The sequence below is a fragment of the Myxococcus sp. MH1 genome (assembly GCF_059738865.1).
On record NZ_AP026947.1, the window covers coordinates 3,374,303 to 3,392,964 of the forward strand.

The 18,662-nt window shown below is 70.4% G+C and carries 15 protein-coding genes; 10 read left to right on the forward strand and 5 right to left on the reverse strand.

Annotated elements, in window-relative coordinates; genetic code table 11:
* Positions 1–86: 86 nt before the first annotated feature.
* The 5 genes from AC6JA9_RS13660 to AC6JA9_RS13680 form a co-directional block, all read right to left on the reverse strand.
* A complete protein-coding gene (locus AC6JA9_RS13660) occupies positions 87–503 on the reverse strand; it encodes a hypothetical protein (protein ID WP_223751505.1) in 417 nt (138 codons plus the stop codon).
* A 926-nt stretch (positions 504–1,429) separates the two neighbouring features.
* Positions 1,430–2,158 carry a T4 family baseplate hub assembly chaperone gene (locus tag AC6JA9_RS13665; protein WP_267697012.1) on the reverse strand — a complete coding sequence of 243 codons (729 nt, stop codon included), beginning with the start codon at positions 2,156–2,158 and terminating at the stop codon, positions 1,430–1,432.
* Between the two features lie 14 nt (positions 2,159–2,172).
* Positions 2,173–2,700, reverse strand: coding sequence for a phage tail protein (locus AC6JA9_RS13670; RefSeq protein WP_046712457.1), 528 nt, complete (start codon positions 2,698–2,700; stop codon positions 2,173–2,175).
* A gap of 15 nt (positions 2,701–2,715) precedes the next feature.
* Positions 2,716–4,245 carry a phage tail sheath family protein gene (locus AC6JA9_RS13675; protein ID WP_223751507.1) on the reverse strand — a complete coding sequence of 510 codons (1,530 nt, stop codon included), beginning with the start codon at positions 4,243–4,245 and terminating at the stop codon, positions 2,716–2,718.
* Between the two features lie 436 nt (positions 4,246–4,681).
* Entirely contained in the window at positions 4,682–6,172 is a 1,491-nt protein-coding gene (locus AC6JA9_RS13680) for a hypothetical protein (protein ID WP_408891057.1), read from the reverse strand.
* Positions 6,173–6,383: 211 nt separating this feature from the next.
* On the opposite strand from AC6JA9_RS13680, the gene AC6JA9_RS13685 reads away from it, so the two are divergent.
* The 10 genes from AC6JA9_RS13685 (at position 6,384) to AC6JA9_RS13730 (ending at position 18,640) form a co-directional block, all read left to right on the forward strand.
* The gene (locus AC6JA9_RS13685) at positions 6,384–7,925 is read left to right on the forward strand and encodes an ELWxxDGT repeat protein (protein ID WP_497959890.1); all 1,542 of its coding nucleotides are present in this window, start codon (positions 6,384–6,386) and stop codon (positions 7,923–7,925) included.
* 96 nt (positions 7,926–8,021) lie between these two features.
* Positions 8,022–9,836 (forward strand): hypothetical protein, encoded by a 1,815-nt coding sequence (locus AC6JA9_RS13690; protein WP_473570789.1) that lies wholly within the window; start codon positions 8,022–8,024, stop codon positions 9,834–9,836.
* Between the two features lie 90 nt (positions 9,837–9,926).
* The gene (locus tag AC6JA9_RS13695; RefSeq protein ID WP_141332636.1) at positions 9,927–10,499 is read left to right on the forward strand and encodes a hypothetical protein; all 573 of its coding nucleotides are present in this window, start codon (positions 9,927–9,929) and stop codon (positions 10,497–10,499) included.
* Positions 10,500–10,547: 48 nt separating this feature from the next.
* The gene (locus tag AC6JA9_RS13700) at positions 10,548–11,228 is read left to right on the forward strand and encodes a leucine-rich repeat domain-containing protein (RefSeq protein ID WP_223785037.1); all 681 of its coding nucleotides are present in this window, start codon (positions 10,548–10,550) and stop codon (positions 11,226–11,228) included.
* 156 nt (positions 11,229–11,384) lie between these two features.
* Complete coding sequence (locus AC6JA9_RS13705) at positions 11,385–13,475, forward strand: FUSC family protein (RefSeq protein ID WP_223751512.1); 2,091 nt, start codon at positions 11,385–11,387, stop codon at positions 13,473–13,475.
* 95 nt (positions 13,476–13,570) lie between these two features.
* On the forward strand, positions 13,571–14,857 hold the full coding sequence (locus AC6JA9_RS13710) for a hypothetical protein (RefSeq protein ID WP_497959892.1): 1,287 nt from the start codon (positions 13,571–13,573) through the stop codon (positions 14,855–14,857).
* A gap of 413 nt (positions 14,858–15,270) precedes the next feature.
* Entirely contained in the window at positions 15,271–15,567 is a 297-nt protein-coding gene (locus AC6JA9_RS13715) for a DUF3325 family protein (RefSeq protein WP_141326279.1), read from the forward strand.
* A 2-nt stretch (positions 15,568–15,569) separates the two neighbouring features.
* Positions 15,570–15,827, forward strand: coding sequence for a hypothetical protein (locus AC6JA9_RS13720; protein WP_223751514.1), 258 nt, complete (start codon positions 15,570–15,572; stop codon positions 15,825–15,827).
* Positions 15,824–17,374 (forward strand): PepSY-associated TM helix domain-containing protein, encoded by a 1,551-nt coding sequence (locus AC6JA9_RS13725; protein WP_223751515.1) that lies wholly within the window; start codon positions 15,824–15,826, stop codon positions 17,372–17,374. The genes AC6JA9_RS13720 and AC6JA9_RS13725 overlap by 4 nt, the downstream gene beginning before the upstream one ends.
* Positions 17,375–17,410: 36 nt before the next feature.
* The gene (locus AC6JA9_RS13730; protein WP_223751516.1) at positions 17,411–18,640 is read left to right on the forward strand and encodes a DUF4374 domain-containing protein; all 1,230 of its coding nucleotides are present in this window, start codon (positions 17,411–17,413) and stop codon (positions 18,638–18,640) included.
* The last annotated feature ends 22 nt before the right edge of the window (positions 18,641–18,662 follow it).

Genomic DNA, 18,662 nt, shown 5'->3' on the forward strand with positions numbered 1-18,662 from the left:
GGTCGGGTGCGCGCAGCGTGAGGCCGCCCGTCGCGGTGCGAGGCACAATGCGTGGCGCGCGGCCATCGTCCGGCGAGGGAGGCGGTTCATCGGCCCCCTCCGTTGCGGCGCGCGAGGTAGTCCTCCAGCGACGGAGACGCAGAGGGGCGCGCGGGTACGCCCCGAGGAGGCGCGGCGGGCGCCACCGCGCGCACCTCGATGCGACCGATGGTGACGTTGATGACCGGGGCCTCCGGTGCCTGCGTCATGGAGGGCGGTGCGGCGCGGGGCTCCTGTCCGCCTCGCGCCCTGTCGCCCTCGCCCGATTCGAGCGCCGCGGCGAGCGCGCGCGCCTGACGAACGGGCGAGGCGGGGCGCATCGTGCGGTCCTGCTCCTCCGCGAGCGAATCGCGAGCCAGGCCCCGCGTCGTCTCCAGCGCGACGGACAACCCGAGGGCCGTGATGCCCCCGCGAGTCGCCTCGTGCGCGCCAGGTGCCGCGCGAAGTGGCTCATCCCGAGGCATGATGCTCCCCTCGCCGCGCGAGGACTCGTGCTCCGTGCGAGGCGTGAGCTCCCCGGCTCGCCGCGCGTGACGAGACGGGGACGCCGCCGAACCGTCGGAATGCTCCGTCGAGCGGGCGAGCGGTGACCCGGCGTCGGTCTCCTCCGCGCCCGGCGCCGACCTCGCACGCGAGGCAAGGCCCCCGTCCCCCGACGTCCTCACCCGCGGGACGACGCCTGACTCCCCATACGTCCCTGCACGCGGGGCGACGCCCGCCTCCCCTGACGTGCGTGCGTGCGTGAAGGCGCCCTCGGCACCCGGTGTCCTCGTACGCGGTTCACGCGTGAAGGCACCGTCCGCGCTGTTCCACGCGGACCCCGGCTGATGCCGAGCCTCGTCTTTGCGCCCCTCGTGTGGCGTGCCCGCCGCGCTCCATGACGACTGCTTGAGCCCCGTCGCGGTGTCGCGGTCCCTCGAATCCGAGGCCCGTCCCTCATCGGCGCGCGGGCCCAGGGCCGAAGCCGTCGACACGCGCGGACCGGGGTGTCGCGCGGGGCCCTCGCTCACCAGGGCCTCCGCGCGCTCACGGGAGCTCTCACCCCTCGACGCGGCCTCCGTCGATTCGGGCCCGCGTCCGAAGTGCCCCTCACCGACGCCAGGGCCTCCACGGCTCCGAGGCTCGCCGAGCAGCGGACCCACCCCGTCCCGAGCCTCTCCGGACCTGGGGGCCTGCGTGCCCAGGGGCTCGGCGAGCACCTGGCCCACCGCGCTCCAATGTTCGCGGTGAGGCCGGACCTGGCCGAGCGGGGCACGCGATGCTTCACCTGACGTCTCCTCCAACTCCCTCACCACGCCCCGCGTCTCGGGCGCGAAGTACGACGCACTCCGAGGCCGGACTCCCTCCGTGGGACGGACCTGCCGGGCCACCAGATGGCTCAAGTAGTCGCTCATCGCCCCACCAGCTCCAGGTAGCGCTGCCGCTTCCAGGGGCTCATCGCGAGGATGTGCTCCTCGGACCAGCCATACAGGCTCGCCAGCGTGTGCACGTCACGCAGCAGCCGCTGCGCCCACGCCTCCACCTCGCGCCACAGGAACTCCGCGATGTCGAACCCCGCCGCCCAGCCATGGCCACAGCCGGGACACGTCGTGGCCAGCTCCACGCGGGCCTGCGGATCCGCGGCCTCCATCGCCGAACTGATGGCACCCACCACGTCCTCCGGCAGCTCCCGCACCTCCACGCGCGCCCCCTCTCGACGGGCCTCCACCACGCACCGCGCCAGCATCTGCCCGGGCCCCGCCGGCTCCCGCCCCGCCGCCAGCGCCGCCAGGTCCCGACTGTCCGGAAGCCGGAACCGCACCACGTGGCCCGCCCGCTCCACCTCCAGCACCTCCGGCGCCGCCGCCGTGGGGACGCGGATGTCCCCCACCTCGAACGCCAGCTCCACCTGCTCTGCGCACCGCGGACACGCCACCAGCCCCCAGATGGCCCCGCCGAACGTCCCCTCCCGCAACGACAGCAGCAGCGCGTCCCGGGCCCCCACCGGCAGCCGCGCCAGCTCGCCCAGGCTCCGCTCCGGGAAGGCCGCGCCCAGCAGCGCGAGCGCGCGCCCCGCGGACGGGTGCGGGTAGCCCGCCTCCCACGCGCCCAGCAGCTCCGAAGCCGTCAGCGAGCGCATGGGGCCTCGGTGCGTCAGGGATTGGGCTCGTTGAAGGTGGGCTCGGTGGGCTCGGTGACGTCGTAGTCACGCTCCCAGCCCTCGTTCTCCAGCTTCAGCGTCTGGATGGCCACCGCGTTGGCGTTGGCGTCCAGGTCCGGCATCGCCTGGTACTCCGACACCCAGCAGCGGTAGAGCTTGTAGGAGATGGCCAGCTGTCCGGCCTCGTTGTAGACCTCCAGGATGATGTCCTTCCTGAAGTCCTTGAGGGACACCTCGGCGCCCAGCCCGGAGCCGTAGTTCCAGACCTTGTTCGCCCAGCGCTCGAACTCGGTGTCGTGGGTGACGCCGCGCTCCAGCGTAATGGCCTCGTACTCGCTGCGGCCCGGGGACTTGCGGCTGCTGCTGGGGTCGCCGCCCTCGCGGTGCTTCACCACCTCCGTGGTGCGCTTGAGCGCGCCCACCTTGCTGATGCCCGCCACGTAGCGGCCATCCCACTTCACCCGGAACTTGAAGTTCTTGTACGGGTCGAAACGCTGCGCGTTGACGCTGAACTGAGCCATGGAATGGGTCTCCCTTTACGCCGCGACCTGGCCGGCCATCTGCTGGAGCTTGAGGACCACGAACTCGGCCGGCTTGAGCGGCGCGAAGCCCACGACGATGTTCACCACGCCGAGGTTGATGTCGTTCTGCGTCGTCGTCTCCTTGTCGCACTTGACGAAGTACGCGTCCCGCGGCGTCTGGCCCTGGAAGGCGCCCTGCCGGAAGAGGTTCTGCATGAAGGCGCCCACGTTGAGGCGGATCTGCGCCCACAACGGCTCGTCGTTGGGCTCGAACACCACCCACTGGAGGCCCCGGAAGAGGCTCTCCTCGATGTTGAGCGCCAGCCGGCGCACCGGCAGGTACTTCCACTCGTCGGCGAGCAAATCGTTGCCGCGCGTGGTGCGCGCGCCCCACACCACCCGGCCCGCGGCCGGCAGCGAGCGCAGGCAGTTGACGCCCAGCGGGTTGAGCTGGCCGTTCTCCGGGTCCGTGAGCGGCACGCTCAGCTTGGGCACGCCGGTGAGCAGCGCGTCCAGGCCCGCGGGGGCCTTCCACACGCCGCGCTGGGTGTCCGTGCGGGCGATGACGCCGGCCACCGCGCCGCAGGGCGCGAAGGTGTCCAGCTGGCCCTCCCGCAGGGGGTTGGCCTGCACCAGCCGGGGGAAGTAGAGCGCCGCGTTCTTGCTGCGCAGGCTGCTGGCGTTGAAGCCGGAGACGGCGTCCGCCACGCTGTCCCAGGCCGCCGGCGGGTCGGCGATGAAGATGGCGCGGCGCTCCTCGCAGTAGGCCGCCGCGTCCGTGGCCAGCTCCGGCTCGATGTCGCCGCCCAGCGTGTGGGGCGCGATGCACAGCAGGTTGAAGACATCCACCTTCTCCAGCGCGAACAGCCCCTTCTTGTCCGCGCGCAGGCCCGCGGCCTGGGTGAAGTGGGTGCGGGTGAGCGCGCTGCCGTTGGTGCCCGCGTCGGCCGCGGCGGGCGTGTAGGTGCCGGCCGGAGGCCGGGCCGCGGTGGCGGGCAGGGTCCTCACCCGCAGGAGCGTGGAGCCCTGCGCGAGCACCGTCGGGTAGTAGCGCGCGCTGGCCGCGTCGATGGAGAGGTTGATGAACTTCTCCGTCACCTTGGTGCCCGTGTCGGTGACGGTCAGGTTGAAGAGCAGGTCGTCGACGGCCGGAACGCCCGTCTTCTTGGTGTTGTGGTCCACCACCACGCTGAGTTTGCCGCCCCAGGCGCCGGGGCTCGCCGCCTCCAGCACCAGCGGGCCTTCGGTGGTGGTGATGCTCAGGTCCGCGGTCTCCGAGCCGTTGTCCAGGCGGACCACAACGGCCTGGCCGCCTCCATTGAGGAAGAAGTCGCGGACGGCGAAGCTCATCGCTCCGTCCTCCCACAGACCTCCGAAGCTCCGCTCGAAGTCACCGTAGCCGTTGCAGACCACCGGCTCGTTCACCGGCCCGCGCAGCGCGCGTCCGACGAAGGCGGTAATCGACGTGGGCACCCCGGTGATGGTGCGGACCCCACTGGGAATCTCCTCGATATAGACGCCCGGATAACTGAGAGCTGCCGGCATGGACGACTCCTCCCTCTGCGGGTTCGTCGACTCCGCCCCGACTCACGAGGCAAGAGCCCTGCTACGCGCGGCGTGCTCCCAGTCCCCAGGGAGCACCCCGCACGTCGGGTGACACATTCAGCTGGAGGGGTTGCGGCAATCCATGCCGTCGTGGCAATTCCTATCGCGTGAAAACCGCGCGACCCCCCTGGTCTCGGAATCCTGGCTCACTGCTCGGCGACGTCTCGGGACTCTGCCAGAAACACGACGGAAAGTCATTCATTCCGTCGTAGTGGTTTCTACTTATGGTGCTTGGATGTGTCACGGGTCGGGTGCGCCGGACCAATCCAAGACATTGGATGCGGTGTGTTACACGGCTTCATTCATGGCCACCGTTGTACGAACGACGGCGGAGAGATTCCTTCGAAAGTCGTTTCAGCGGGGGCGTGGCGGTGCGTCACGTTTCGTCGGTGGCGTCCGAGTCCGCTGTGCCTGTCGCGTCCGCGAGGATGGCGGCGAGCCCCGCGCGCGTGCGGGCCTCCTGGATTCGCGCGGTGAGCTCCTCGGAGGTGCCTTCGGGCAGCCGGTCCAGGGCCTGCGCTCGGAGCTCCTCGGTCGCGGGGGCGCCCATCCGCAGCGTGAGCGCGCCCGCGACGGTGGCCTGGTGCTTCGCGTGGAAGGACTGGGCCTCGGGGCCCTGCATGTCGAAGTACCACCGTGAGGTTCCCTCGGCGTCATCCTCCCGGTTGAAGTTCTCGAGCGTGAGGCTGTCCTCGCCGTCGCGTGCGATCACCGCCGCGAAGTGGAAGCTCCAGAGTTGCTGTGGGTCCTCGGCGGTGCGCTCGCGGGTGCCGACGATGGCGTAGGACTCTCCGACCTCGGGACGTGCGTGGGCGTTGACGCCAATCCGTCGGCTCCTCTCGCTCATCGTCTGCTCGGGCAGTTCCCGGTAGGCCGTCGTCGTGGCGTTCCTGTCGTCCGCCAAGCGGGCATCGAGGTGCTGGGCGAGCCGGGTGGCCCAGCCCGCCTGGGTCTCGAGCTCCTCCCCGACATGGCCCGCCTGGATGAGCGGGGTGAGCACCTCCACGGCGAACTGCTGGAAGCCTGGCTGGTACTCATACCGGTCCTTCATGATGTTCTTGAGCAAGGCCCGGCGCAGCGGTTGGCTGGGGATGGCGTCCTCCAGCAGCGTGGAGGCCTCTTGCAGCGAGCTGGTCTCGACCTCGAGGCCGTCCCCGTAGGTGAAGCGGAATGATTCCAAGTCGTCCTCTCCGAAGCGCGCTTCCTGGGCGGCGACGACACCCTGAGGGGTGGGCGCCTCCTGGTTCGTCAGTTCCCGGGCGATGAGGTTGAGCTCCCCGACGGCCCCCGGGTAGGGGTTCTGTCTGCGCAAGGCCAGGTCGGCGTCATCGGGGCCCTGGTAGAGGGCGTGGGTCTGCCCCGAGTTCGTCACGCGGTCCGCCACATCGATGCACTCGTGGACGTCGAAGAGGGGCTGCTCGGCGACGACCGCCCTGGGCGTCACGGACTGCATTCCCGCCAGTGCTTCGGGGGCGTCGTCTCCAGCGAGGAGCCTCACGCGCGAGCCCATCGCCTCGAGGATGCGGTTGGACCGCTCGATGAGGGCGGGCGTGGCGAAGAACCGCTGCGTTTCGTTCTCGGCGGGCAGCGCGAACGCGCGGTTCGCGGAGATGCGATAGCCCGCCTCCTCGGTGAAGCGCTGGACCACGCCGCCGGTCCGCGCGGTCGACGTCCTCGCGCGCGAGCCCTGGTCCGCGTCGCGCTGTCGCTGGAGCAGCGACTGGACCGCGGGCCGGTGGTCCAACATCCGCTGCAGCGTGCGTTGGCGTGCGCCCGAGGCAGACTCCAGGCTGTCGCCAGCGGTGGCGCGAGGCTTGTGTGCTTCGGCGTGGTGCGTGGTGTTGCGCGGCCGCTCGTGGACCTTCATGGGCATCACGCTCCCTGGACGGAGCCACGAGCTTAGAGAGGCCGCGGGATGCGCTGAACGCCCTGGCACATCTCACGAGACCGAACCGGTGCACATGTCCCACCACACGCCTTGTCAGTCCAGGCAGGCGAGCAGGGTAGGTCCTGGGGGCACTTTGCACGGGGAATGACACGACACACCCTCCCTCCCAGTCTCTTCAGTAGGGGGCAGCATGTCGTGGCGTGGTGGGTGGATGGTGTCGTCGTTGCTGGTGTTGGGGGCGGGTTGTGGCGGTGCGCTTCCCGGGGAGGAGGTGCCCGCCCCCGCCGAGGAGGCAGAGGAGCGGTTGGATGGTTCCTATTGCCTGCCGACGGAGGATTCCACCCAGCGTGTGAAGACCATCCTCCCGCCCTCGGACATCGGGATTCCGCGCTACGCGGCGAGCCCCAGTGACTTCGTGCGCTTCAAGGGCCAGCTGCACTTCGCGGTGAACTACGAGGATGGGAAGCGGGCGCTGTGGCGCAGCAACGGCGCCGCGGCGGGGACCACTGAAATCAAGAGCCTCCCCGCGACGGAGGGGAACTTCACGCCGCCGCTCGGCGGTCTCACGCCCACCTCGTCCCTGCTGTTCTTCCGGGCGGCGGACGTCGTGCACGGCACGGAGCTGTGGGTGAGCGACGGCACCTCGGGCGGCACCCGCATGGTGGAGGACCTGACGCCGGGGACGGCCAGCTCGTATCCGACGCACATGACGGCCACCGGCAGCGGCTCGGTGGTGTTCTTCCTGGAGCGCTACGAGTCGGGCTCCACGCGCGTGCGCTACGAGCTGTGGGCGTCGGATGGCTCGGCCGGCGGCACGTCACGCGTGCGTGACTTCGGCGCCGACGCGGAGGTGAGCTACCTGTCCGGCGCGTCGAACAACACGCTGCGCTTCTTCGTGCGGGACTTGTCCGGCGGCACCAGCCTCTGGAAGACGGACGGCACGTCGGCGGGCACCGTCCAGGTCAAGCGGCTCACGTCGGGGCCCAATGCCTTCATCAAGGACGCGCGGACCCAGGATGGGCTCACGCTCTTCATCCTGCGTCAGGACTCGGGGCTCCAGGAGCTGTGGAAGACGGACGGCACGTCGGGCGGCACGCTGCGCCTGGCGTCCTTCGGCGCCACCCGGGACGTGCGCCTGCTGGGCGCGCTGGGGTCGACCGTCTATGTCACCACCACGTCCCTGACGACGCAGTACATGGTCCTCTACCAGGTGCCTCTGGCGGGCGGCACCCCGACGTCCGTGGTCAGCCTGCCCAATGACTACACCTCGCTGGGCGAGGCGTTCCCCTCCATCGACAGCGTCAGCATCCCCCCGGGAGGCTCGAAGCTGTTCTTCTCCGTCATCATCGGCAGCAATGGCCCCGCGCCGCGCGACTCGCAGCTCTGGGTGACGGATGGCACCGCGGGCGGAACGGTGCGGCTGCGCCGGCCGCTGAGCCTCTCGGACGAGTACGCCTCGCCCGTGTATGCCGTGTCGGACGACCTGGTCTTCTTCAGCGCCTACGAGGCCGACGGAGGTGGCATCGAGCCGTGGGTGAGCAACGGCACGCCGTCCGGCACGCGCAAGCTGCGGGACATCGCGAACACGGCCCTCTCGACCTCGTCCTACCCTCGTGAGTACTTCCGGCTGGGCTCGCGGGTGTACTTCAGCGCGTATGACGACACCGAGGCGGGACAGCTCTGGTACACGCAGCTGACCGACGCGTGCTTCGCGCCGCAATCCCAGCCGTAGGCTCGCGGAACGCAGTCACTCCTCGCGCCAGGTTGGGGGCGTGGGACACGTCAGGGCCGGTGGCTACGCTCCAAGGCCTGACGCGAGGAGTGCCTCATGAAGAGCTTCGAGTCGCGGCGCGCGGTGCTCTCATCTGAAAAGACAGAGGGTCGAGTCGCCCCTGTCCCCGCGGCGCCGACCTCCCGCGAGGCCGCGCTCCAACGGATGGAGGCCCGGCTCAACCAGTCGCCGCGCGTGGTGGCGCAGGCAAAGTTGTCCGCGAGCCTGTCGGGGCGTGATGCGTCCGCCCCCATCCAGCGGGTGGGCGGGCCGAAGTTCGGGCTTCGTCCCGCGGAAGGCGCCGACGGCTCGGAAGGGCTCGTCAGGCTCACCGCCGCCTATGCGGCCTACAAGGAGCAGGTCCGCAACCAGAAGCAGATGGCGCGGGCCGCCTTCACCGGGCACGAAGGCGACCACGGGGCGCAGACCGTCTACAGCCAGGCGCTGGCGGCCGCGGAGCTGACCTCCGAAGGGCTGATGGGCGCGCTCGGCGAGGGCTTCACTCGCGGCGAGGACGGGCTCATCTCTCATGGGGGCATCGCCGTGGCGAGCCTGCTCACGGGGGATGACGCCTATGAGGAGGTCGAAGAAGAGGGGCTCGCGCAACCCGTCTACAAGAAGCACACCCTGGAGGGGCTGAGCGGGAAGGATTACGTGAGGGTCCATGGCGCCTATCTGCGACGCATGGCCTACCGTGGAATCACGCCTCCGGAGCGCAAGGCCTATCAGGAGGGTGAGGCGCTGCGGCCGCTCAACGACGGACCTGACGCGCGCGTGCAGGGACAGATGGGCTACACGTTCAAGGAGTCCGGAGTGGCGAAGGAGCGTTCTCGCAAGCCTCAACCCGGGGACGACGACAAGGAGCGGCAGACGGACCTGGAGTGGGCCCAAAGCCACTTCAACGACGAGCTGGAGTCCTTCGAGGACGACGAGCAGTTGTTGTCCTTCCTCCAGACGCGCAAGGGGGTGGGGAAGTTGCTGTCCGCCAGGTCCACGAAGAAGCCCATCACGTCCAACGCGGGCAAGGGGTTCTCCGGGTTCGGTGAAGTGACGATAGACCTCGCCCGCGTCCCCCCCGAGTGGATCTTCCACCACTACGCCGAAGGCGGCTTCGATGCGGGGGCGCTGGCGGGCCTGCTCGGGAAGGACCACGTCCCGGGTGCCTTGAGGTGGGAGGTCGACCGCGCGAACGAGACCGTCCTGCGCAACCGGGAGATCGTGCTGGCGGGAATCCCTCGGGAGGCCGTGACGAGGTTGAAGGACGTTCCGTCACGCGAGGCGTATGACCAGGAGTTCCGCCGCCTGTATGCGCCCCACTATCGGGAGGCCTATGAAGCCTTGGTCGAGGAGGCGACAGGATTCCAGGAGCCCGCGCCCGAGCCGGAGCACATCCCGTCGCCACAGGACCACTTCACGCAGCTGCAGGCGCGCTCGGACCTGAATGTGGCGCAGGCCCGGGCGGAGGGCCGCGGGGACGCGCGTGCGCGCATCGACTACATCGACCAGTTCCTGAAGTCCTACCCTCATGCGTGGACGCAGGCCTACGAGGACACGCTGTCCGAAGAAGGCGATTGGGAGCGATTCGATTATCCGGAGGCGCCCAAGGCGCCGAGGCCCGTCTCGGTGCCGTCGATGGGCGAGGAGCCCGACGCGGGAGTCGCGGGAAAGGACCAGGGCGCGGTGGATGGCGCGGCGGCCGCGAGGGCCTTCCTGGCCAGGCTCGTCGAGGGCTCCAGGTTCGTGGAGGACGAGGGCGCGCAGCTGGATTCCGGCGAGGACGAGCCTGCCTCGAAGAGCAAATCCAAGAAGGGCAAGGCCAAGGCGCCGAAGAAGCAGCAGGGGAAGAAGGGCAGGGGCAAGGGCCACAAATAGCCTTGCCCGCATGCGCGAACGGGACACTCCCTCTCGACAGGGGTTGTTTGTCCGTGGCATTCCGCGCCCGGGTGCTGTTGTCTGTCGATCATGGAGAAGACTGTTCCGACAGACCGCGTGGAGTCACCCCAAGAGCCGTTGCCGGCGCTGGATGGCCCTCGCTGCCCGCGGCACCCCGAGGTGGAGGATGCCCAGCCCTGTCCTCGCTGCGGCGGGTTCTTCTGCGAAGCCTGTCTGCCGGACTTGCTCGTGGTGGAGCGGACGCACTGCGCGGACTGCCTTGCCCGCGACAAGGCGCCAGAGGCTGTCCGGACGGCGCTCCTTCGAGACCTGACCCGGGTGCAGGTGGGCGTCATCGCCATCCTCATCCTCGAGGCCCTGTTCAGCACGTCCCTCGCGCTGGGTGCGCCCCGTGGCGTGATGCTGTTGGGCAGCCTGTGTCTGATGTCGCCCATCATCGCCCTCACCTTGCTGTTCGCGAGGTCTCGCAGTGCCACGGTGGGCTGGGTGCTGTGTGTCATCGACCTCGGCATGGGGCTGCTTCAGCTGTTCGGGGGAGGCAATGCGCTCGTCGGGGCCGCCGTCCTGCTCGCGGGGGTGCTCGCCGCCTTCCAGCTCTTCAAGCTGGGAAGTCTCCCACGACTCACCGCCTCGCCGGACTGAAGACACCGCGGTCATCGCCTGCGGGCGATGTTGCGCGCGGGGCAGCCCGTGCTGGCCGACACGAAGCTCGGGCCGGTGGAGAAGGCGCTCGCGGCCGTGCGGGAGAAGGTGGCGCGCGGGGAGAAGGCGCCCAGGCTCTCGCTCGCGCAGAAGAAGCTGAAGGTGATTCCCGACGAGGTCTTCTCCCTCACCGCGCTCGAGGGGCTCACGCTGGACTTCAACCCCATCGACGTCGTGCCACCGCGCATCGGTGAGCTCAAGGCGCTGCGCTCGCTCAGCCTCGAGGACCTGCCGGTGACGTCCCTGCCCGAGGAGCTGGGCCAGCTGACCGCCCTCAGAAAGCTCAGCCTGCGCTACTGCAAGCACCTCACGCGCCTGCCGGAGTCGTTCGCCGGCCTGGAGTCCCTGGAGGAGCTGTACCTCGACGCGAAGGGGCTGGAGACCTTCCCCGAGGTGCTCACCCGGCTGCCGAAGCTCAAGAAGCTCTGGTGGTGGCGCTTCTTCGGCACGCCGCCGGAGAAGCTGCGCGCCCTCGTCGACGGCCTGGGCCGCATGCCCAGGCTCACCCACGCGGGGTTCCTGCAAGGCGAGCTGGGGCAGCTGCCGGAGGACCTGTCGCCGCTCGCCCGCCTCCAGCAGTTCAAGCTGGGCATGGACAAGGCGCCCGAGTCCGAGGTGCGTCGACTGGAGGCCGCGCTGCCCCCAGGGCGCCTGCACGTGGGGTACTGAGGCGCCCCTGGTGGCGTGCGAGGAGGCATGAGGTCGCCCGCGGGCATCCCGGGCGCCTGACACCTGTCGAGCGTCCCCGCGCGCCCGCGACGCTTACCGACGCGGCGGGTCATGGCCACATGAGGACATTCACCGCTGACTGGGGAGGTCGTGGGGATGCACCGTCTGTGGCGTCACCTCCGGAGATTCTTTCGTCTCCAGCCGGGCCGGCCCGCCTGGGCGTTGGGGATTCGCGCGGCGCTGGCCGTGACGATTCCGTACTCGCTCGCCACGTTGCTGGGCCTCAAGGACGCCGGATGGACGGGGCTCACGGGATTGCTGGTGACGCTGGCGAACCCGGGCGGCGCGTACCAGGGGCGGGCGAGGGTGATGGGGGCCGTGGCGATGCTCGGCGCGCTGGTGGGCACCGTGGCGGCGCTGGCGGGCGGGCGGTTGTGGCTGGACGCCACGCTGATTCTCGTGGGCGTCTTCGTGATGACCTTCGCGCGGTGCTACGGCGACACGGCGGGCTCGGTGGGGGAGAAGCTCGCGGTCATCTTCGTGGCGTCGCTGGGGGCGCACGCGGTGGAGCTGGACGCGGCGCTGACGCGCGGAGGCGCGCTGCTGTTGGGCGGCGGCTGGGCGATGCTCCAGTCGCTGGTGCTGTGGCCGGTGCATCCGTACCGCCCCTCGCGCCGGGCCATCGCGGACGTGTACCTGTCGCTGGCGGCGGGAGCGAGGGACCTGGCGACGCTGTCGCGTGAGGGCGCCTCGGCGGACACGTGGGCGGTGGCCACGGCGCGGCACCTGCCCCTGCGCGCGAAGATCGAGAAGGCGCGCCAGACGCTGGCGACCACGCGGGTGGGGCGCGCGGACGAGACGCTGCGCGGTGAGCACCTGCTCGTGCTGTTGGAGCTGAGCGAGCAGCTGCTCGGCGTGCTGTTCGCCCTGGAGCAGGCGATGGAGGTGGCGAGCCCCGAGCGCGGGCTGGGGCCGGTGCGCGAGGAGGTGGCGCGGGTGTGTGACTGGTCCGCGGACATCTCGGAGCGGGTGGCCAAGGTGTCGCTCTCCCCGGAGGCGGCGGCCGTCTTCTGGCCCCTGTTCCCGACCAACAGCGAGGAGCTGGGTCGACACGATTCGTGGCTGCGGGTGGTCCCCGTCTCGGTGACGGAGTTGCTCGCGCGCCTGCGGGGCCACTGCGTGGCGGCGCAGCGGGCCGCCATGGCCATGCGGCGCGGAGACCCGGTGTCGCTGGAGAACGCCCGGTCGCTGCTGCCCTCCGACGAGCGACGGCCGCTGCTGCAGCCCTTGCGCGCGAACCTGCACTCGCGCTCGGTGGTGCTGCGCCATGCGCTGCGCGCGGGGACGGTGGCCGCCGTGGCGCTGATGCTCACGCGCGCGTTGGGGCTGGGCGAGGCGTACTGGGTGGTGCTCTCCACCATCGGCATCCTGCAGCCCTACTCGGCGAACACGGAGGAGCGCGCGCTCCAGCGCGTCACGGGCACGCTATTGGGCGGGACGCTCGCGGCGGTGATTGCCACGCAGGTGGGCTCGCCGCTGGTGCTCATCGTGGTGATTGGGGTGCTGACGGCCACCTCCGTGTCGCTGTTGCCCCTCAACTTCGGCGCCTTCCAGATTCTGCTCACCCCGGACTTCCTCCTGCTCGCGACGCTGAGCGCGGGGGACTGGACGGTGGCGGAGAACCGCGCGCTCGGGGTGCTGCTGGCGTGTGTGCTGGCCTTGGCGGGGGTGTGGCTCTTGTGGCCCTACCCGGAGCGGCGGCGCTTCCCGGACGCGGCGGCGACGGTGCTGCTCGCGGATGGGAACTACTTCCGCCAGGTGGCGGCGAGCCGCGATGGACGCGAGCCCCGGGTGAGCGCGGCGCGGAGGGATCTGGGCCTGGCGCTGCTCGACGCGGAGGCCTCGTTCGAGCGGCTGATGGCCGAGTACCGGGGCCCCGCGCACCGGCTGGAGCCCGCGATGGCGCTGTTGACGTACTCGCGCAGGCTGGCCGCCTCGGTGACGGCGTTGGGGGAGCAGAAGGGCGTGATTGCCTCCTCGGAGGTGCTGGACGTGGTCGCGCACAGGGCGAGCGGCACGCTGGATGTGCTGGCGGAGTCCCTGCGCAAGGGACAGACGCCGCCGCCGATGCCCGAGCTCCCCTTGCGACGCATCGCGAATGACCCGGTGTCGGGGAAGCTGGTGGAGCGGGTGCCTCGGCAGTTGGAAATCCTCCATGGCGCGGTGGAGAAGCTCACTGTCGGATGATTCCGCGTAAGGGGTTTCCGCCAGTGATTGTTTCCGGTGGGTCGTGAGGGACGGTTCGGTGGCAACCCGGGTTCGCGGCCTCCGATAATCCAGACATGAGCCCCATCAACGAACTGAACCGCCGTCGCCAGCCCGTCGTCCGTCCGCCGGAGCCGCCGCCGGCGGAGAAGACGCCCGCCCAGGCGAAGCCGGCCGCGCCGAACCGCGTGCTGCGGGACGAGTCCCTGTTCGAGGCGCCGGGCGCGAAGCCTCGGCTGGAGCTCAACCCGCAGCGGACGTTGGCGGAGAGCCCCGCGACGCCGCCCCGGGGCGGCCGGCTGGACATCGAGGCCATCTCCAACATGACGGACCCGGTGGCGCGCAACCAGGCCATCACGGAGGGCTACTTCCAGCTGTCCAATGACATGGCGGGGCTGCTCGGCAAGGAGAACGCCAACTGGGCCACCTTCGGTGTCTGGGCATCCAAGCAGGCCGGGGTGAGCATCCGGCAGGAGGACCTGCCCAAGGTCTTCATGGACCAGCTCAAGAACAGCAACGCCTGGGCCAGTGGCCTGACGGCGGGCGCGCTGTCGGTGCTCAGCCCCGTGGCGCCGCTGCTGGTGGAGGGGCTGAAGGTCCCCATCCGGGACGCGCTCAACCGCGTCAGTGACGCCATCGCGGACGGCAACAAGAAGCTGTTCCAGGACATCGCCCCGGAGTTCCAGCGCTTCACGGAGACCTTCAAGGGCGACACGAAGTACGACGCGGCGAAGGTGGAGAAGTACCTGGCGGCCTTCCCGCCCGGGAAGGAGAACCTCAAGGCGGCCTTCTCCGACTATGCCAAGGCGATGTTCGAGAGCGACCCGAACAAGAAGGCGGAGCTGATGCTGGCCGCCAACAACCGCGTGGGCGTGCACGAGCAGTCGCTCATCCAGGGCGAGGTGGACCGCGCGCTCAACGCGCCGCTCAAGGAGACCTTCCGCCCCATCGCCGAGGGCATCGTGGATGGGTTCGGCAACGCGCTGCCGTTCCCCGGCAACCTCGCCTACAAGGGCGCGGAGGCGACGGGCCTGGTGGACAAGGCCATCGACAGCGTAGTGGACGCGCTGGCCGGCCAGTTCCGCCAGTTCGCGACCGAGCACATGATGAAGATTGGCCTGCCCAATGGCTCGCTCAGCCTGGGGGATGACATCACGCCGGGCAACCAGGGCGCCTTCCCCGAGCACCTGCGCACGATTGAGAGCGGCGACCTCAACCGGCTGCTGGGCCAGTACGACAAGACGCCCAACTCGCTGAGGGGCTCGTCGGCCAATGACTGGTCGAAGTTCGACCAGCGCATGAACTACATCGTCGACCTGTTCCGCTCCCGCCAGAGCGACCCGAGCCTCTTCAACGCGCCCTGAGGCGCGTCAGACGCCAGTGACAGCATTCCCGCCACGTGCCTTCCACCCTGGAAGGCGTGGAGGTGTGGAATGCGTCCTGGCCTCTGGCTCCTCGGCGTCGTCCTCGTCGTCACGGGCTGTGCCGGGGGCGACGCGTCTTCTCGCAGGGGGACGCTCCAGCAACGCTCCGGGTTGGCGCAAGACGCGTGGCCGGATGCGCGCGGCCGAGCCTGCTCCTCTGCTCCGGATGACCCCTGGATTCCAGGCGTCCGGCGTCCAATCCCAGCGCCGGAAACCCGTGTTCCAGGCATAGACGGAGACCCTCCAGGACGGCTCCCCGACGCGCCTTGACATCCCTTCCCGGGTGCAGTTGAACTGCGCGCGATTCGCAACTGCGAATCATTCTCAAGTTTCCGCGTGCCCCCGAGGAGGACATGGCGACATCGACCCTGCTGATGGTGCTGGGCCTCGCCGTGCTCCGTGGCGTCGCGCTTCCGGACGGACTCCATCGCCACCGAGCGAGGGCGCTGGGCGCGCTGTGCGTGGCGGCGTCCGTGGCGTTCGCGGTGAGGGCGCAGGGGTGGGGCGTGGGGCTGACGTGCGCGGTGGTGCTGGCCATGCTGGTGGCGCCGGTGCTGGCGCTGGCGGTGCCGCTGTGGCCCCGGGCGACGCGCTTCGTCTGGCCGGTGTGCGCGCTGGGGCTCGCGGGCCTGTGGCTGGGAGGCGCCTGAGGATGGCGCACCAGCACGGAGCCGCGCGAATCTCCGCCGCCGTCACCGCGGCCCCCGCCGCCGCCGTGCTGGCGAGCCTGGCGCTGCCGGCGGTGCTGCCCGTGGCGGAGGATGTCCGGTTGTTGCTCGCGCTGCTCGTCGTCCTGCCCGCGGTGGCCACCGGCGTGTGTCTGGCGTTGCTCTCCCGGAGCGGCGCGCGCGCATGGGGCGGCTGCGCGCTGGTCTGCGCCCTGTCGTCGCTCGTGTTGGTGCTCACGTGAAGCTGTCGCCCCGGGCCTACGAGATCCTCTGGGACGCGCACGCCTGGGCGGGCGTGCTGTCGTCGCTGGTGCTGTTCGTGACGTTCTTCCTGGGCGCGTTCGCCCTGTTCGCGGAGGAGCTGTCGCCCTGGCAGGAGCCCACGTTCCGCGCGCCCGTGGCCGTGACGGAGGCGCGGGCCGTGGAGCTGGCGCAGCAGCTGGCCGAGGCGGAGACCCGGGCGCATCCCGTCTGGTTCGGCATCTCCCTGCCCACCTCCGAGGAGCCCTGGCTGCGGCTGTGGCGCATGTCTCCGGACGGGGCCATCAAGCCGCTCTGGGTGGACCCGGTGTCCGGGCGTCAGCTCGGAGAGCGAAGCGACCTGGGCGAGTTCCTCAACGCGATGCACTTCCTGGAGCCCATCCCCGGCGGCGCGCACCTGACGGGCATCGCGTCCGCGGTGCTGGTGCTGCTCATCGGCACCGGGCTGCTGCTCCAACTGGGCCGCATGCTGCGAGAGCTCGTCCAGTTCCGCCCCAAGGGCGCGCGGCGGGTCATCTGGTCGGACGCGCACAAGGTGATTGGCGTCATCACCGCGCCCTTCCTGCTCGTCTTCGCGGTGACCGGCGGCGTCCTCTGGCTGGACGACTGGTTCGAACCCGCCGTGGTGAAGACGTCGCTGGACGGCGACCTGAAGGCGCGTGAGCGCATCGTGGACTGGCCCACGCCGCCCGCCGCCGTGGGGCGCGATGCCGGCGCGCCGGACCTGGCGCATGCGCTGGCCGTGGCGAAGCAGCGCTTCCCCCAGTCCGAGCACAGCCATTTCTTCTTCGACCACCTGGGGGACGAGAACGGCACCGTCCACCTGCCGGGTGAGCGCGAGGGCACGCTCCACGCCTTCACCCACGTGCGCGTGGCCCGCACGGGGGAGCTGCTCTGGGCGCGCGAGACCGGGGGCGGGACCCTGTACTCGCAGGTGATGGACCCCCTGTACGGCCTGCACTTCGCCACCTGGGCCCGCTTCCCCGCCAAGGTGCTCTACGCGCTGCTGGCCTTCGTCTCCGCGTTCGGCATCCTCGCGGGCAACCTCTTGTGGCTGGAGCGCCGGCGCGCGAAGGGGCAGGGCCGCTTCGACACCGCGCTCGCGAAGCTCACCTCGGGCTTCTGCGCGGGGCTCGCGCTCGCGGTGGGCGGCGTCTTCGTGGCCAACCAGCTGCTGCCCGCGGACCTGCCCGAGCGGCCCTTCTGGGAGCACACCGTCTTCCTGGCCACGTGGGCCCTGTCCATCGCCAGTGCCTGGCTGGACGCCTCGCCCGCGAGGCACGCGCGCCGGCTGCTCTGGGGCGCGAGCGTGCTGCTGTTCCTCGTCCCCCTCCTCGACGCGGCGCGGACCGGGCGGCTGCCCTTCGCCTCCGGCTCCGCGCACCTGCTGGCGACGGAGCTGGGCCTGTTCGCCCTGGTCCTGGTGCTCGTGGGCGCCGCGGGCGTCATCCGCCGCCTCCAGCGGCCCCCGGTCCTTCCTTCCACCGCACCGGTCGAACCGGAGGCCCCCGCCCCCGTGCCGACCTGAGCTTCACCCCTCCCCCCCGAAGACGGAGTTGTCCCCATGAGTACGTTCCGCCGTTTCGCCACGGCCTCGGCCGCCACCTCGCTGCTGCTCTCCTCCGCCCTGGTGGGCTGCGGTGACGACGACGACAAGACGCCGCCGGACCCGACGCCCACGGAGAAGCCCGCCTACAGCCTGGCCACGACCGTCTCCCAGACGAACGGCGCCGTGACGTACGTGAGCCTCTTCGACTCGCTGGACATCACCAGCCTGGACCTCACCAAGGCCAGCGAACACTCCGGCTACGCCACCATCGGCGCCGTCGAGGGCCAGCTCTTCGTGGGCGACGGCGAGAAGCCGGAGATCTCCCGCTTCACCGTCGGCGATGACGGCTCGCTGGTGGCCGCGGGCCGCATCAGCTTCGCCAACTACGGCTTCACCGCCTCGGCGCCGCTGTACCTGAACCAGTTCGTGGACTCGACGCGCGCGTACATGTCGCTGGAGGAGTCGCGCCGCGTGGTGTGGAACCCCACGACGATGCAGATCTCCGGCACCGCCGACGCGCCGGGCCTGGTGCGCGAGCGCGAGGGCCTGGTGGTGAAGACCGGCTTCGACCGCGCCCGCGTCACGCGCGGCAACGACGTGTTCCAGGCGTTCTACTGGACCGACGGCAACTACTTCGACTTCCTGCCCACGTCTCAAATCGCCGTCTACTCGAAGGCGAACGACAGCCTGGTGAAGCTGCTGGACGCGCCCTGCCCGGGGCTCGACGTGGCGACGCAGGACGAGGCCGGCAACCTCTACTTCAGCAACTGGGTGTTCAGCAGCGCGGCGCCCCTGCTCAAGGACGGCGCGCCCGATACGTGCGTGGTGCGCATCAAGGCGGGCGAAACGGAGCTCGACGCCGCGTGGACGCGCTCGCTGTCCTCGCTGGTGGGCGGCCGTCAGACGGCGGCGTTCCGCTACCTGGGCAACGACGTGGGCGTGGTCGCCGTCTTCCACCATGAGAACGTGGACATCACCCCGACGACGGCGCCCGGGGTCATCACCGGCGGCCTGCACTGGAAGCTCTGGCGCGTGAACCTGGCGAGCAACACCGCGACGCCCATCGACGAGCTGGGCTTCATCGCGGGCGGCTACTACGCCTTCACCCTCGAGGGCCGCACCTTCCTGCTGCTGCCCACCGCCGACTACGCCCGCACGGCCGTGTGGGAGCTGGGCGTCAGCGGCACCCCGGTGAAGCGCTTCGAGGTGCAGGGCTGGGCCTACCAGTTCCTCCAGGTGCGCTGAGGCGTCGCTTCCTCCTCGCGCC

Excerpts from the sequence above, each read along its gene's own strand:
- AC6JA9_RS13660 (WP_223751505.1), bottom strand. The coding sequence starts at position 503 with ATGCCTCGGGATGAGCCACTTCGCGCGGCACCTGGCGCGCACGAGGCG.
- AC6JA9_RS13670 (WP_046712457.1), bottom strand. The coding sequence starts at position 2,700 with ATGGCTCAGTTCAGCGTCAACGCGCAGCGTTTCGACCCGTACAAGAAC.
- AC6JA9_RS13705 (WP_223751512.1), top strand. The coding sequence starts at position 11,385 with ATGCACCGTCTGTGGCGTCACCTCCGGAGATTCTTTCGTCTCCAGCCG.
- AC6JA9_RS13720 (WP_223751514.1), top strand. The coding sequence starts at position 15,570 with ATGGCGCACCAGCACGGAGCCGCGCGAATCTCCGCCGCCGTCACCGCG.
- AC6JA9_RS13695 (WP_141332636.1), top strand. The coding sequence starts at position 9,927 with ATGGAGAAGACTGTTCCGACAGACCGCGTGGAGTCACCCCAAGAGCCG.
- AC6JA9_RS13675 (WP_223751507.1), bottom strand. The coding sequence starts at position 4,245 with ATGCCGGCAGCTCTCAGTTATCCGGGCGTCTATATCGAGGAGATTCCC.
- AC6JA9_RS13715 (WP_141326279.1), top strand. The coding sequence starts at position 15,271 with ATGGCGACATCGACCCTGCTGATGGTGCTGGGCCTCGCCGTGCTCCGT.
- AC6JA9_RS13685 (WP_497959890.1), top strand. The coding sequence starts at position 6,384 with ATGTCGTGGCGTGGTGGGTGGATGGTGTCGTCGTTGCTGGTGTTGGGG.
- AC6JA9_RS13665 (WP_267697012.1), bottom strand. The coding sequence starts at position 2,158 with ATGCGCTCGCTGACGGCTTCGGAGCTGCTGGGCGCGTGGGAGGCGGGC.
- AC6JA9_RS13730 (WP_223751516.1), top strand. The coding sequence starts at position 17,411 with ATGAGTACGTTCCGCCGTTTCGCCACGGCCTCGGCCGCCACCTCGCTG.
- AC6JA9_RS13690 (WP_473570789.1), top strand. The coding sequence starts at position 8,022 with ATGAAGAGCTTCGAGTCGCGGCGCGCGGTGCTCTCATCTGAAAAGACA.
- AC6JA9_RS13710 (WP_497959892.1), top strand. The coding sequence starts at position 13,571 with ATGAGCCCCATCAACGAACTGAACCGCCGTCGCCAGCCCGTCGTCCGT.
- AC6JA9_RS13680 (WP_408891057.1), bottom strand. The coding sequence starts at position 6,172 with ATGAAGGTCCACGAGCGGCCGCGCAACACCACGCACCACGCCGAAGCA.